The 14,650-nt window shown below is 46.0% G+C and carries 15 protein-coding genes; 10 read left to right on the top strand and 5 right to left on the bottom strand.

All coding sequences use genetic code 11. The features are described 5' to 3' along the window. Positions 1 to 37 precede the first annotated feature (37 nt). Both ACRC6Q_RS13625 and ACRC6Q_RS13620 read left to right on the top strand, forming a co-directional pair. Positions 38 to 895: an SDR family oxidoreductase gene (locus ACRC6Q_RS13625; RefSeq protein WP_223636898.1), complete on the top strand. Its 858-nt coding sequence runs from the start codon at positions 38 to 40 to the stop codon at positions 893 to 895. Positions 896 to 1,391: 496 nt separating this feature from the next. Next, positions 1,392 to 1,715, top strand: a complete 324-nt coding sequence (locus tag ACRC6Q_RS13620) for a DUF5658 family protein (RefSeq protein WP_223636892.1) — start codon at positions 1,392 to 1,394, stop codon at positions 1,713 to 1,715. A gap of 81 nt (positions 1,716 to 1,796) precedes the next feature. Here ACRC6Q_RS13620 and ACRC6Q_RS13615 read toward each other — a convergent pair whose 3' ends face one another. The 4 genes from ACRC6Q_RS13615 to ACRC6Q_RS13600 all read right to left on the bottom strand — a co-directional run bounded on the left by ACRC6Q_RS13615 (position 1,797) and on the right by ACRC6Q_RS13600 (position 6,118). Then, positions 1,797 to 2,978 carry an MFS transporter gene (locus tag ACRC6Q_RS13615; protein ID WP_431466811.1) on the bottom strand — a complete coding sequence of 394 codons (1,182 nt, stop codon included), beginning with the start codon at positions 2,976 to 2,978 and terminating at the stop codon, positions 1,797 to 1,799. A 114-nt stretch (positions 2,979 to 3,092) separates the two neighbouring features. Then, positions 3,093 to 5,480 carry a heavy metal translocating P-type ATPase gene (locus ACRC6Q_RS13610; RefSeq protein ID WP_431466810.1) on the bottom strand — a complete coding sequence of 796 codons (2,388 nt, stop codon included), beginning with the start codon at positions 5,478 to 5,480 and terminating at the stop codon, positions 3,093 to 3,095. 77 nt (positions 5,481 to 5,557) lie between these two features. Then, complete coding sequence (gene copZ, locus ACRC6Q_RS13605) at positions 5,558 to 5,779, bottom strand: copper chaperone CopZ (protein WP_223636885.1); 222 nt, start codon at positions 5,777 to 5,779, stop codon at positions 5,558 to 5,560. A gap of 15 nt (positions 5,780 to 5,794) precedes the next feature. After that, on the bottom strand, positions 5,795 to 6,118 hold the full coding sequence (locus ACRC6Q_RS13600) for a metal-sensitive transcriptional regulator (protein WP_223636883.1): 324 nt from the start codon (positions 6,116 to 6,118) through the stop codon (positions 5,795 to 5,797). A 231-nt stretch (positions 6,119 to 6,349) separates the two neighbouring features. Between ACRC6Q_RS13600 and ACRC6Q_RS13595 the strand changes: the two genes are divergently transcribed. Then, a complete protein-coding gene (locus tag ACRC6Q_RS13595; RefSeq protein WP_186759981.1) occupies positions 6,350 to 6,490 on the top strand; it encodes an Lmo0850 family protein in 141 nt (46 codons plus the stop codon). Between the two features lie 27 nt (positions 6,491 to 6,517). Here ACRC6Q_RS13595 and ACRC6Q_RS13590 read toward each other — a convergent pair whose 3' ends face one another. Beyond that, positions 6,518 to 7,699: an FtsW/RodA/SpoVE family cell cycle protein gene (locus ACRC6Q_RS13590; protein WP_223636881.1), complete on the bottom strand. Its 1,182-nt coding sequence runs from the start codon at positions 7,697 to 7,699 to the stop codon at positions 6,518 to 6,520. A 159-nt stretch (positions 7,700 to 7,858) separates the two neighbouring features. Here ACRC6Q_RS13590 and ACRC6Q_RS13585 point away from each other — a divergent pair, with 159 nt between their 5' ends. The 7 genes from ACRC6Q_RS13585 (at position 7,859) to ACRC6Q_RS13555 (ending at position 14,519) form a co-directional block, all read left to right on the top strand. Then, complete coding sequence (locus ACRC6Q_RS13585; protein ID WP_223636879.1) at positions 7,859 to 8,629, top strand: hypothetical protein; 771 nt, start codon at positions 7,859 to 7,861, stop codon at positions 8,627 to 8,629. 88 nt (positions 8,630 to 8,717) lie between these two features. Beyond that, positions 8,718 to 9,065 (top strand): DMT family transporter, encoded by a 348-nt coding sequence (locus ACRC6Q_RS13580; RefSeq protein WP_223636876.1) that lies wholly within the window; start codon positions 8,718 to 8,720, stop codon positions 9,063 to 9,065. Next, positions 9,065 to 9,382 (top strand): DMT family transporter, encoded by a 318-nt coding sequence (locus ACRC6Q_RS13575; protein ID WP_431466809.1) that lies wholly within the window; start codon positions 9,065 to 9,067, stop codon positions 9,380 to 9,382. Before ACRC6Q_RS13580 ends, ACRC6Q_RS13575 begins: the two co-directional genes overlap by 1 nt. Positions 9,383 to 9,455: 73 nt before the next feature. After that, on the top strand, positions 9,456 to 10,526 hold the full coding sequence (locus tag ACRC6Q_RS13570) for a D-alanine--D-alanine ligase (RefSeq protein ID WP_223636871.1): 1,071 nt from the start codon (positions 9,456 to 9,458) through the stop codon (positions 10,524 to 10,526). Positions 10,527 to 10,539: 13 nt separating this feature from the next. Further along, positions 10,540 to 11,898, top strand: coding sequence for a UDP-N-acetylmuramoyl-tripeptide--D-alanyl-D-alanine ligase (locus ACRC6Q_RS13565; protein WP_431466808.1), 1,359 nt, complete (start codon positions 10,540 to 10,542; stop codon positions 11,896 to 11,898). A gap of 64 nt (positions 11,899 to 11,962) precedes the next feature. Then, on the top strand, positions 11,963 to 12,661 hold the full coding sequence (locus tag ACRC6Q_RS13560; RefSeq protein ID WP_223636865.1) for an alpha/beta hydrolase: 699 nt from the start codon (positions 11,963 to 11,965) through the stop codon (positions 12,659 to 12,661). 334 nt (positions 12,662 to 12,995) lie between these two features. Further along, on the top strand, positions 12,996 to 14,519 hold the full coding sequence (locus tag ACRC6Q_RS13555) for a DEAD/DEAH box helicase (protein ID WP_223636862.1): 1,524 nt from the start codon (positions 12,996 to 12,998) through the stop codon (positions 14,517 to 14,519). Positions 14,520 to 14,650 lie beyond the last annotated feature (131 nt).

Here is a 14,650-nt window from a genome sequence, read left to right as displayed (position 1 = left end):
TAAAACAATCTGAAAAAATAATTGGAGGGATAGGACAATGGAGAAAAACAAACCAGAAAATGTACCAGCGCAGGAACAGGAACGGCAACCGGGATTTGAGACAGAAATGGATCCAAAACCCGATTTTAAAGGAAATTTAGCCGGCAAGGCACACCGGCTGCCTGATAAAACAGCGTTGATCACCGGTGGAGACAGTGGAATTGGACGTGCCATAGCTCTTGCGTTTGCAAAAGAAGGAGCGGATGTGGCCATTGCCTATCTTGATGAACATGAAGATGCGGAAGAGACCAAAAAATTCGTCGAGCAGGAAGGGCGACGCTGTCTGCTGATTGCCGGAGATATCGGAGATGAGTCTTTTTGCCAGGAAGTAATCCGAAAAGTGATCGATGAATTCGGCAAACTGGATGTGCTGGTCAATAACGCGGCAGAACAGCATGTCCAGCAGTCTCTGAAGGACATTACAGCAGAACAGCTGGAGCGGACATTCCGCACCAATATTTTCAGCATGTTCCATTTGACTAAAGCAGCACTGGATCACTTGAAGCCGGGAGCATCCATCATCAACACGACTTCCATTACGGCTTTCCGAGGAGAGCCGACACTGATCGATTATTCATCTACAAAAGGAGCGATTCTGGCCTTCACACGTGCCTTATCCGCTTCTCTTGTAAAAGAAGGAATTCGAGTAAACGGTGTAGCGCCAGGCCCAATCTGGACACCGTTGATTCCTGCATCTTTTGATGCTGAAACGGTAGAAGGCTTCGGTACCAGTTCGCCGATGGGCCGTCCAGGACAGCCGGACGAATTGGCGCCGGGCTATGTCTACTTAGCCTCCGACGACTCCTCCTACGTAACAGGGCAGGTCCTTCACATAAATGGGGGTTCACCTTACTAAAGAAAAGCGGAAGCAGCCGTTAAGCTCCGACAAGCGCTGGAAGCCTTGCCGGTAATGGCGTTCTTTGCCATTGCTGGAAAGGCTGAAGCGACTCGAGGGGCTGGTTGCTGGAGTCTGGACAATGAGGAAAAGCGGAAGCGCCCGTGTAGCTCTGCCGGGCATAAGACGGACCGGCGAAGCGGCGCTCTTTGCCGTACAGCAGGGCCGGCTTATGACCCAAAGAGCTGGGCGCTGGAGTCTGGACAACAAGAAAAGCGGAAGCAGCCGTTCAAATCCATGTAAACCTAAAACAAATAAGAGAAATTGAATAGAGTAAACAAAACAGACAGGCACTTTAAAAAGGTGCCTGTCTGTTTTATTGTGGATTTCCCCTTCAATCGACCACTGTATTTAAAAAATGCACGACAAAATACCTGCTTTTATTGTCTAAAAATTCTGTTAAGTGGGTACCCCATTACTAAGGACATATGACTGATGGGATAAATGAGGTGAGGATATGAGGATAGGTAAGCAGCATAAACCGTTGGAAAAGCATGTCTGGAGCTTAGTTGTGTTGAATTTTCTTGATGGATTATTGACTTATGTAGGGCTTTCACTCGGTGCCATAACCGAAGCGAATCCAATACTGGCATCCCTTTCTCCTTTTGCCCTCCTGATGACGAAGCTGTTGTTATCACTTTGCCTTTTCAGTTTTCTCTACACGCCTTTCGTCCGCATACAATCCCACAGCTGGCGTTACAGCCTGATTTTCGTCAACACGCTCTATTCCTTCATTTTACTTCTACATCTCCTCTGGTTGATCCTGTTCTTCATCGGATAAGCCAGAGGCATTTTTTGTAAAAAAAAAGCATCGCTGAGAGCGATGCTTTGCTGATTCATCTTAAGAGCTACAGACCAGCGTTCAAACAGAAACGCTGGCTTTTTCTGTTGTCCGTAAAGTCTTATTGGAAGCTTTATACAAAACAATCAGCAGGATGCTGGCGATCGCCAAAGCCGCTGACAAATAATAGATGCTGCCGGCTTGCATCGTCAAAAGCCAAGTGAAGGTCAAAGGCCCGATGATGCGGCCGAGGTTGTCCATTGAGTAGGTCATCCCTGCGGCAGTACCGTATTTACCGCCTGATTCTTTTGACGTCAGCGACACCAACGCTGTACGCGCCAGCGCGTTGCCGGCGGTAAAGATGCTGAGAGCGACACCCGCAAAGATCAAGCTGCCGGTAAAGGGCAGAAGCACCAGACCAAGAGCCGTGACAATTTGTGCGCCGATGATCCATGTGGTTTCGGCACCGTCTTTTATGCGGCGTACGACACCGCCTTGAATTACGGCATCCACAAATCCACTCGCCATGAATAAATAGCCGAGCTGAAGCGGCGTAATTTCAATCTGATCGATTTGGAACAGCTGGAAAGTCGACTCCAATCCTGCCAGGAGAAATGTCACCATAAAGGAGAATAGGAACAGATAACGGATGCGGAATTGCCAAAATGTACTGGAACCTTTCGGCAGGAGTGCGCGTTTCACTGCTTCGCCTTTGCGGACAGGCTCTTTTAGGACCAGGCTCGCATAGCCCATCAATAGAAGGACGAGGACGGCGGAAGCCGTAAATGGCAAGGACAGGGAAACCGCCCCGAGAAAGCCGCCGATTGCTGGCCCGAAAATAAAGCCAAGGCCGATCGACATGCCGAGAAGCCCCATGTATTTATTGCGTTCTTCATTGGTGGTGATATCAGCCACGTAGCCGGTCACCGCAGTGTAAAGCGCACCAGAGAACAAGCCTCCGACAATGCGTGAAAGATACAACAGCACCAGGTTATCAAGGAACAGTGAAAACAGGAAGAAACTTAGACTGAATCCCGCTAATCCCAAAAGAATAAGCTTTTTGCGGCCGGTTCTGTCGGAAAGCCTCCCCCACAGCGGTGCGGTGAAAAAAGAAGATAAGGCATAGATGGTGATCAATCCACCGACATGGATTTCCGAATAGCCTTGTTGAACAATGACTTCGGGTAAAATCGGTATGATAATGCCGAACCCCAGGTAAACGAAAAACTGGACGGACATCAGCAGTAGAATAGTTTTTTTCATAATAAGGAATTCCTGCTTTCTCAAAAGAATATGTCCCCATTTTACTCCTGTTTCAACTTTAGGACAATGGCATAAAAAAGAGGCCCATTTCTGGACCTCTTGTCAGACTCATCCTTATTTATTCAACTTCACACGCTGAAGGCGCAGGGCATTCATGACCACCGATACGGAACTGAAGGCCATTGCTGCACCGGCAAGCCATGGAGCCAGAAAGCCGGCTGCGGCAATCGGAATGCCGATCGTATTATAGGCGAGGGCCCAGAACAGGTTTTGTTTAATGTTCCGGACAGTCAATCGACTCATCCTGATCGCATCGACAACTCTCATCAAATCGCCTTGCATCAAGGTGATGTCAGCGGCTTCCATCGCAATGGCTGTTCCGGTGCCCATTGCCATCCCGACATCCGCGCTGGCTAGTGCCGGAGCATCGTTCAACCCGTCACCAGCCATCGCAACGCGGCGGCCCTGTCCTTGGAGTTTCAAGACAACATCCGCTTTTTCAGCAGGCAGCACGCCAGCAAACACTTCGTCGATTCCAACTTCTTTAGCGATGGCCAAGGCTGTCCGCTCTTGGTCTCCTGTCAGCATAACGACGTGCAATCCCATGTCTTTCATTTCCTGGATTGCTTGTTTTGCGGTTTCCTTAACGGTATCAGCGACTGCTACCATTCCGCTGTAGCGGCCATCCACTGCAATGAACATGACGGTTTTGCCGTCTTGTTCAAAAACTTCTGCCTGTGTTTCGTCAACTTCCAAACCGTCCATCAAGCGGCGATTTCCCATGACCACCTGGCGATTTTCCACTGTAGCCCGGATCCCGTGGCCTGGAACTGCTTCAAAAGCGCTGACGCTAAGCTTAGCGTCGCCAAACTCAGAAATCGCTTGTGCTACTGGATGTTCGGATTGGCTTTCGGCGCTGGCAACCAAATTCTTCAACTCAGCAAGGTCAACATCGTCCGCTGGAATAAAGTCTGTTACGACAGGACGGCCATTGGTGATGGTGCCTGTTTTATCCAGTACGACAGTATCGATGTGCTTGGTATTTTCCAGAGATTCAGCTGTTTTAAAGAGCACCCCTTGCTCGGCGGCACGTCCGGATCCTGCCATGATGGAAGTCGGTGTAGCCAAGCCGAGTGCGCAAGGGCAGGCGATAACCAGCACTGCAATGGTACTTTCAAGTGCTGCGGCGAAATTGCCGGGTGCGACAAGGAAATACCAGACTAGGAAGGTAACGATGGCGATTCCTACGACAATCGGCACAAAGATGCTGGAAATTTGGTCGGCCAGCCGCTGGATCGGCGCTTTAGAGCCTTGTGCCTGTTCAACGACTCGGATGATATTCGACAGCACCGTGTCCTTGCCGATTTTATCGGCACGCACGCGGAGAGAACCGTTGGAATTGACGGTTGCTGCAAATACGGCATCGCCTGCTTCTTTATCGACCGGGAGGCTTTCGCCGGTCAGCATAGATTCATCAACGGCCGAATTGCCGGAAATGACAGCTGCGTCTACTGGAATGGAGGCTCCGGGTTTGATCATCAGGATATCTCCTGTTTTAACTTCGGAAATCGGGAGGCTGACGAATTCGTCATCGCGTTCGACCAGTGCATGTTGCGGCTGAAGTTTCATCAGCTTTTTGATGGCATCGGATGAACGGCCTTTTGCTCTTGCTTCGAAAACTTTCCCTAAGATGATCAAGGTGATCAAAACGGCACTTGTTTCAAAATACAAGCCCATGCTGTGCCCCATATTTAAGTTGGCCAGAACCAGGTAGACGCTGTAGAAATAAGCAGCGGATGTTCCCAGGGCGACCAGCACATCCATATTGGCTGATTTATTTTTTAAAGCAAAATAGGCTCCTTTATAGAAGGATGCACCAATCCAGAATTGAACTGGAGTTGCCAATGCCCATTGGACGAATGGATTCATCAGGATATCGGGTACATACATCCAGGACGTAAAGGAAAAATGGCTGAACATGGTCCATAACAATGGCAGGGAGAGGGCAGCAGAAATCCAGAACAGGCGAGTTTTGTTTTTGATTTCCTGTTCTTTGTGGTCAGTTGCTTCCTCGCTTTCCTGGTTAAGAACTGCGTCATAACCAAGAGATTGGATCCGTTTAACAAAATCTTCAGGGGTGACAGTTCCGGGGTTGTACAAAACATGTCCGGTTTCCATCGCCAAATTGACGTTAGCAAGTTGAACGCCTTCCATCTTATTCAAAACTTTTTCAATGCGTGCTGAGCAATTGGCACAAGTCATTCCTTGAATGGAAAAATCGATTTCTTCCTGCTGCACGCCATAACCGAGTTGTTCCACTTTGTTCTGCACGTCTGCCATGGTGGCTTGCTCATCATCATAGACGACTGCAGCTTTCTCGGTAGCGAAATTAACGCTAGCCTCTGAGACGCCCGGTAATTTTTGAAGGCCTTTCTCCACGCGGTTGGCGCAGGCCGCACAGGTCATACCCGTAATCGCTACTTCAGTTTGTTTAGTGCTCATCGCAATCCCGCCTTTTCTGAAAACAGTATACCTATCGGGGGTATCTAATTTTGAAAAAAATAACTGCGTTTCCGCAGTTATTCACTTAAAGTTGCAACGTCGTATCCTTGATCCTCGATAGCTTCTGCGATTTGGCTTACTTCTACAGCTGAAGCATCGTAAGCAACATCAACTGAGCCGTTTTCAAGAGAAACATCCACTTTTTCGATTCCTGGAAGCGCCATGACGCTATCTTTTACGGAGCTGACACAATGCTGGCATGACATGCCGCTGACCTGTAGGTTGATTTGTTCTTTCATGAAAATTTCCTCCTTTTATTTACGCATCATTTTTTGGATAGTAATTAGCAATTCATCCAACACTTCTTCTTCGCCGTTTTCCAGGCGATCTCTGACACAGCCCTTTAAATGGCCTTCCAACAAAACTTTGGTGACACTGTTTAATGCAGATTGAGTGGCAGCAAGCTGCGTGATAATGTCATCACAGTAAACATCCTTATCCACCATACCTTTAATGCCACGGATTTGGCCTTCCACACGACTCAACCGATTGGTCAAATCCCGTTTAACAGAAGGAGGATGGTGACTTTTTCGACAAGAGTTATCCACTACTAAGGTTTCTTCGATCAATTCGCTCATCTGAAGATCCTCCCATCTTATTTCTAACTATAGTATACCTAACGGGGGTATGCAAATCAATTGATTTACACCACCTTCGCAATTGTCATCAAAATGATAAGTTTAAAATCCTGAAATGATGGTATTATAAGCATAGACACAAAAAAGTCAACGATTTATACCTTGCCCTTGAAACATGGCAAGTTTCTATACGTCCCTATATGTAATGAAAAATACAAAGAGGTGATATGGATGGCGAAGAACGTAGATGTTCGCAACATTGTTTCAAATTTATCGAAACTTGGAATCCAAGCAAAAATCACAAAATCCCGCGTAGAATTAATAAAGGCGATTGCCTTGCCACAACCGATCCAAACCCAATCGCAACAATAAAAACTCCGACGCAGGACGTCGGAGTTTTTATTTTTTGTTTTTATCGAACATATAATTCTTATGGTGGAATTTCATGCTGAAGACGATTCCGAGTGCCAGCATATTTCCGATCAGCGAACTGCCTCCGTAACTGATGAAAGGAAGCGGAATCCCAGTGATCGGCAATAGCTGGATGGTCATGCCGATATTTTGGAATACATGGAACGTGATCATGGCGATGATCCCTGCACATACATACGTACTGAATGTATCTTTGAATTGCAGTGTGATTTTAGTCAAGTGATAAATCAGCATGAAGAATAGGATGATGACGGCACTGGCTCCGATAAACCCGAAGTCTTCCGAGATGACAGTGAAGATGAAATCGGTATGGTTTTCCGGAACATAGACCTGGCGACCTTGATAGCCTTTTCCGAAGACTTCCCCAGATCCGATGGCGTTCATCGCAGCAATCAAATTATACCCGCCCGATTCAGCATAGGAGTAAGGGTCAAGCCATGTGTAAATTCGTTCGAACATATAAGGTTTTAAACCAAACGCACTGGACAGGAAGTTCTGGGCATTGATGGTCATCCACAACAGCAAAGTTCCGATGACTGCAACACCGCCAAAACTCGGAACAATGATTTTCCAGGAGATTCCTGAAACCACGACGATGGCCAAAGTGATGGCGATAAATACGAGTGCAGTCCCTAAATCCGGCTGCAGCAGGATAAAACCGAGAGGAATAGCAAGGCAAAGGCCGATTTTACCGAGTAAGTAAAAATCGGATTTGATGGTTTTCATCAGGTATTCCTCGTGATGGGAAGAAATCATTTTCGCCAACGCTAGTATATAGAAGGTTTTCATGAACTCAGCTGGCTGGATATTGACGAAGGGTGTATGGAACCAGGCTTTGGCACCGTTCACTGGTTGGGCGATTTGGCCGACGCCATCCGGCGAAATCATCAACACGATCAGCAGGAAGATGCCGAAACCGTATAAATAATAAGCCATCTTCTTATATTGTTCTGGATCGAAATACATCAGTACCCCGATCATTCCGACAGAGATGATGTAAAATAAAGCTTGCCTCGGGACAAAGTTGGTTAAATATTGACCCGAAGTCTGGGCAGAGGAAATCGCCACGAGACTGACGATGAAGAATAGGAATAAGATGAAAGCCAGCGACCAGTCAAGCCGATCGGTGAAGCTTTTGTTTGTTTGCATGTAATTTCACCTGTACTTTTTATTATTATGAGTCGGAATATATTATAACGTATATATCTGTAATATGCGCATGACAAAAGTAATGACGCAATTGAAGCAGGTATGTTTCATATTTCGCCCCTTTGGTCGTATAATAAGAAATGGAATGGAGTGGGGGATATGGTGAAAAAACCGTTGAACACGGACGCCTACATACAGCATTTATATATTTACCTAAACGAATCCGATCAATTTGCTTTATTCAGCGGACTTACCTTCGCCCATTTTTTGGATGCCATGAAACTGCCTAAAAATTTGCTGCTGTTGAAGCACCCATATGAAGATGCATCCTTTAACATGCACACCCATATGGAATTCGCTACGCAGGAAGAGTTTGGGCAGCTGCGTAAAGCACGTGCAAACAAAAAAAGCGAATTTTGCTGGGTTGATTTCAAAAGTGAAAAGCAATTAAATTCCCTGACACCACAGGAACAAGCCGAATTGCTGTACATCGGCCATAAAAAAGAACCGGTTAAATCCCCGTTCTATTCGACTCTTCAAAATGAATTCGTCTATTTGTCCAGCGAAGAAGAAGAAACCACAAAAATTTACTTCCGCAAATTAGAACGCCTGAATGAGCTTGTCGGAAATTATTTTACGTATTTGATTCGCCGGGAAGAAAATGGGCAGAATTTCTGGCGCCGGAAATCTAAAGACCTGATTCCGGAATTGCCTTCTGAAATTCTGCAATCCTTGAAAAAGAATTACCGTGAAGGCGTACTCATTTCTCTGGCTGACCCCGAAAAAACGAAAAACACAATCGAATTGCATGTTCGGCCAGTGGAGGAGATCTCTTTTCTGGATGAGTTCTGGTCCGATATTGAAGAATACACAAAACAGGGGATTTCACGTAAGATCATCTATGACAGAAAACAAAAAGTATGGAAATGATACCTGGAAACAGGTATTATTTTTTTCGGGCTGCCTTTCGGTCGATGGCTGAAAGTGGAGCAGGTTTAAAATGAAAGTAGGGAACCAAATGGCTTGGATCTACCTTTTGATTGCAGGAGTCACGGAAATTGTGTGGGCAATCGGCTTGAAGCTTGCTGATGGCTTTACGAATTTAGCCCCTTCTCTTGTGACGCTGATTTTTATCGTCATCAGTTTTCTCTTGTTTGCTATAGCGATGAAAACAATCCCGATCGGAACAGCTTATGCAGTCTTTACCGGCATCGGTGCTGCGGGCACAGCTGTTCTCGGCATCTGGATATTCAATGAAAATGCCAGCGCGGAAAAACTGTTCTTCTTAAGCTTATTGCTCTTCGGCATTATCGGTTTAAAAGTGATGGATGGGAAAGAAGCATCCGGTAAAGGAGTGGAGCCGTGATGGAATGGCTGATTTTGATTGCTGCTGGACTATTTGAAGTCGCTTTTGTCACAACGATGAAGTTATCGGATGGCTTTAAAGTGAAAGTATATACAGGATTGACCATTTTGACAGGCGCGCTCAGTTTCTATTTATTGTCACTGGCTCTGACGACTATTGCACTCGGAACAGGATATGCAGTCTGGACAGGCATCGGTGCAGCTGGAAGCGTTTTGGTCGGGATGCTGTTCTTTGACGAAAACCGCCAGCCGGCGAAATTATTTTTTCTATCCTGTATTATTGCAGGAGTAGCCGGTCTAAAAATTTTCGGCGGCTGACATGAAAAAATTATTCGTCCCTGTGGGTTCGTGATAAACTAAGCAATATGGACAATGAAATGAGGTTTCTTGGATGAAAAAACGAATCGGTTTATTATATGGTGGCAAATCGGCAGAGCATGAAGTTTCTCTGTCTACAGCCCTGGCAGTTACAAAAGCAATTGATTTTGATGCATACGAAGTCTATCCCATCTACATTACGCAAGATGGAGAATGGCGAAAAGGAGCCCGTCTTGAAGAGACGGCAAAAACGATCGAGCAGCTTCAATTGAATGGAGAATCTTCGAAGCCGAATGATATTTCCGGATTCCTTCCGGCACAAAGCAGGGAGGCGCTGGATGTCATCATTCCTTTGCTGCACGGACCGAACGGAGAAGACGGAACCGTTCAAGGCCTTCTTGAAGTCATGAATATTCCCTACGTCGGTAACGGAGTATTGGCGTCTTCCGCAGGCATGGACAAAGTCGTGATGAAGCAATTGTTTGAGCAGGCAGGTTTAGAACAAACGCCTTATGTGTATTTTATAAGAAGAGACTGGGATAAAAACCGGGATTTTTGGCTGGATAAAATCGAAGCGGAACTCGCTTGGCCAGTTTTTGTAAAACCGGCTAATTTAGGGTCGAGTGTCGGCATCAGCAAAGCGGATAATCGGGAAGAACTGATCGCCGCAATCAAAGAGGCTCTGAAGTTCGACCGTAAAATCGTGATTGAGCAAGGGGTAGTTGCGCGTGAAATCGAAGTCGGTGTGCTTGGAAATGACGAGCCGTCCTGTTCAGTAGCAGGAGAAATTAAACCATTGAAAGCCTTCTATGATTATCAGGCGAAATACAAAGACGGCAACACCGCTATGATCATTCCAGCTGAATTGGATGATGCAGTCTACGCAAAATTGGAGACGGACGCTAAAAAAGCATTCAAAATCCTGGATTGCTCCGGGCTTGTTCGTGCAGACTTTTTCGTGACAGAAGCCAATGAAATCTTGATCAACGAAGTGAACACCTTGCCTGGCTTTACGCCTTACAGCATGTTCCCCTTGCTTTGGGAACATACGGGTTTACCTTATCCGGAACTGATTGAACGCCTAATCGCTTTAGCAATTGAGCGGCATGAAGAAAAGCAATTACTGCAAGTTAAAATAGATTGAGTGGAGAAGCCAAATGAAAAAAAAGATTGAGCAAGTAGCCAAATGGCTGGATATCAAAACTAATTTAAAAGGCTTTGACGTTACGGGGGTCTCGATCAACACGAGAACGCTCAAGCCGGGCGATTTGTTCATTCCTTTCCGTGGCGAACAAGTGAATGGGCATAAGTATGTCCGTTCAGCTATCGAACTAGGCGCAGCAGCTTCTTTATGGCAGCGCGACGAGCCGGGGGCACCGGAAGATCTGCCTCTGCTTTTCGTGGATGATTGTGAAGTTGCTTTGCAGGAGATGGCTAGAGCCTACCGCGATGAATTGTCTGCGATTGTCATCGGGATCACTGGATCCAATGGTAAGACTTCGACAAAAGATCTCGTAGCGAGTGTGTTAAAGCCTTATTTCAAAGTGCAAAAAACCCAGGGGAATTACAATAACGAATTGGGCTTGCCATTGACCATCCTGTCTTTGGACGAAGACACCAAAGTCGCTGTTCTGGAAATGGGCATGAGCGGCAAAGGGCAGATCGAGTTTCTGTCTGAATTGGCACGTCCCGATTACGCCATCATCACCAATATCGGTGAAGCGCATCTGCAGGATCTTGGATCACGTGAAGCGATAGCGGAAGCAAAGTTTGAAATCACTGCAGGCCTGCAACAGCACGGTAAACTTTTCTATGACGGAGACGAGCCGCTGTTGCAGCCGTTTATGGAATCTTTCCCGCAGGCAGTCTCTTTTGGATTCGATGACAACAACGAATTGACGGTAACGGATATTAAAGCGACTGAAAATGGCAGCAGCTTTATGGTGAGCGGAATCATAGATGCCGCCTTCACCATTCCTGTATTGGGTGAGCATCAGGTGAAGAACACCCTGGCCGCCATTTTGATCGCTCTTGAAGCAGGCCTGTCAGAGGAGCAAATCCGCAAATCCTTGAAAGACGCAGCTTTGACCGATATGCGCATGCAGATGATCCAAGCGGATAACGGAGCCATTTTCATCAATGATGCCTATAATGCAGCTCCTTCATCGATGAATGCAGCATTGAATTTCATCCGTGAAACAACGATGAAAGACAAGAAGTGGGTCGTCCTTGGCGATATGCTTGAACTTGGAGACGACGAACAAAGCTATCACGAAGCACTGAGCAACTCCATTTCAGATAGCCTTGCCGGGGTCTGCCTCTATGGACCGCGCATGAAATGGCTGTATGATAAATTGCAGCCGGCCTATAACGGCAAGTTGCTGTGGAGTGAAGACGACTACGGACCGATTATTGATTTGTTGAAAAGGTATACCAACAAAGACTCAGTCATATTAGTGAAAGGTTCCCGTGGTATGGCGCTGGAGAAAGTGATTGAACCTTTCACCGGCCAATAAAGAAGACGGCAGTGTAGGGGCTGAAAAGTTTTATGCTGTTAAGCGATGAAAAGAGGGAAGCGATTTGAAGACCGGGGTTCTTTGTATTCATGGCTTTACAGGAGGCCCGTTTGAAGTTGAGCCGTTTGCTGATTTTTTAACCGGTGAGACCGACTGGATCGTAGAAATACCGACGCTTCCAGGACATGGTGAAAAATTGGCCTTAAAAAGTATTTCAGCTGAAAGTTGGATGATGGAAGCGGAGCTGGCATTGAAAAAGCTGAAAAAATCAGCGGACCGCATCATCATTGTCGGCTTTTCGATGGGCGGATTGATCGCGCTGTATCTAGCAATGCGCTACAAGGTCGATCGGCTGGTTCTATTGAGTGCAGCAGCCAAATACATCAGTCCTGCACAGATTTTTGAGGAAGTGCAGGAAGCGATGAGAGATGTGTTATCTGGGAAAATAGCGGAAAATTCATCTTTTCATCTTTATGAATACAAACTGATGAACACACCTGTCAGTTCAGCCGTGGAATTTCTGCGGGTTGTCAGAATGGTTGAACCCTATTACGACAAAATCAAAGTTCCGGTTTGTATTGTGCAGGGAGGCAAGGACAGCGTAGTTCCCGCTTCTGCCGCTGACTATATTCATGACCACATCGGTTCAACAGAAAAATACATGATCCATTCAGAAACCGGCAAGCATTTGATTTGTTACAGCGACGACTGTGACGATTGGTTTAAGAAAGTTTTTGAGTTTATGAATAAAGGCGCAGAGTAAACTGATTATTAGAACCTTTGCGTATTGATTGCAAATAGGAAAAAAACATGGTATTCTTTTGAAAGCAATGGATACATTTTTGAATTACTCTTCCCTGTGAAGAGTATTTTTTTGAGCAAAACGGTTTGTTCTATAGATAGGGCATCAAACACCCGCCGATCAGACCGCTCGGCAAAGCCCGAGCTTTTCCTGTTCACACATCCCCTCTGACTTAAAACTACAGAGTATGATTTTCGACGTGAAACTTCCTCATAAAGGCTCGACCTTGTCACGAATTCATCTAAAATGTACACCATTTGTAAATCAGATGAAGACAAAAGGAGATTGAAAAAATTTGGTAAAATTTTCAGAGTTAAATATTAGCGAAACAACTTTAAAGTCCGTAAAACGCATGGGGTTTGAAGAAGCAACACCGATTCAAGAGGGGACTATCCGTCTTGGAATGGAAGGCAAGGACATTATCGGACAAGCACAAACTGGTACTGGTAAAACAACTGCGTTCGGTATTCCTTTGATTGAAAAAATCGACACTAAAGACGGTAATGTTCAAGGATTGATCATCGCACCAACACGCGAATTGGCAATCCAGGTTTCTGAAGAACTTTACAGATTGGGCCAAGATAAAAACGTGCGTATCCTTTCAGTATACGGCGGCCAGGAAATCAGCCGACAAATCCGTGCACTTAAAAACCGCCCACAAATTATCGTTGGTACTCCAGGACGTCTATTAGACCATATCAACCGCCGTACTCTTAAATTGGATAATGTAAACACATTGATCCTTGATGAAGCAGACGAAATGTTGAACATGGGCTTTATCGAAGACATTCAAACAATCATGGCAAGTGTTCCTGATACTCGCCAGACCTTGTTGTTCTCAGCAACTATGCCGGATGCTATCCGCCGTATTGCAGAGAAATTCATGAAGACTCCTGAAATCGTTAAAATCAAATCAAAAGAAATGACTGTTGAAAACATTGAGCAATTCTATGTGAAAGCAGTAGAACGCGAAAAATTCGATGTTCTTTCACGTCTTTTGAATGTTCAACAGCCTGAACTTGCGATCATTTTCGGACGCACAAAACGTCGGGTTGACGAATTAGCTAAAGCTTTGAATATCCGCGGCTATTTGGCTGAAGGAATTCATGGCGACTTGAGCCAAGCAAAACGTATGTCCGTCTTGAAGCAGTTCAAAGCAGGCAAAATCGATATTCTAGTTGCAACAGATGTAGCAGCTCGTGGACTTGATATCTCAGGCGTATCACACGTATACAACTTTGATATTCCTCAAGATCCTGAAAGCTATGTTCACCGCATCGGCCGTACTGGCCGTGCAGGCAAAAAAGGAGTAGCTGTCACGTTTGTAACTCCACGTGAAATGGGCTACCTTGGAATTGTTGAACGTACAACTAAGAAAAAAATGGAAGCTTTGGTTCCCCCAACAGCTGACGAAGCTGTACTTGGCCAAAAACGCGTTGCTATGGAGCAATTAGTTGAAATGACTGAGAAAAACAATCTTGGCGACTATCGTGAATTTGCGACTCAAATGTTGGAAAAACACGAAGCGGTTGACTTGATTGCAGCGGCTCTTAAAACAATGACCAAAGAACCGGAAGATGTTCCAGTCTCTATTTCCGAAGAACGTCCTTTGCCATCACGCGGAGGCGGCGGATATAAAGGTAAAGGCGGAAGCGGACGCAGTGGCGGAGGCGGCGGCTATAAAGGCAATCGCTCTTCATCATCATCTCGTCCATCTTCAAGCCGTGGAGCGAGCTCAGGCGCAAGCCGACGCCGTGAAGGCGGAAGTGGAAGCGGTGGCGGACGTCCAGGACGTACGACTCGCCGCAGCGAATCTTAATACCGATCCATCCAAAGGGCGTATGCCAAACAGGAAACTGTTTGGGCATGCGCCCTTTTTTGCTGTCCGGATTTCAGTTACAATTGACTGAAACGTTTAGATAAGTAAATCGTATAATGGATAGGCACGCG

Source organism: Planococcus sp. SE5232 (assembly GCF_050686535.1).
Classification (GTDB): Bacteria; Bacillota; Bacilli; order Bacillales_A; family Planococcaceae; genus Planococcus.
Note: the sequence above shows the minus strand (reverse complement) of the source record. Positions and strands in the feature narration are given on the sequence as shown.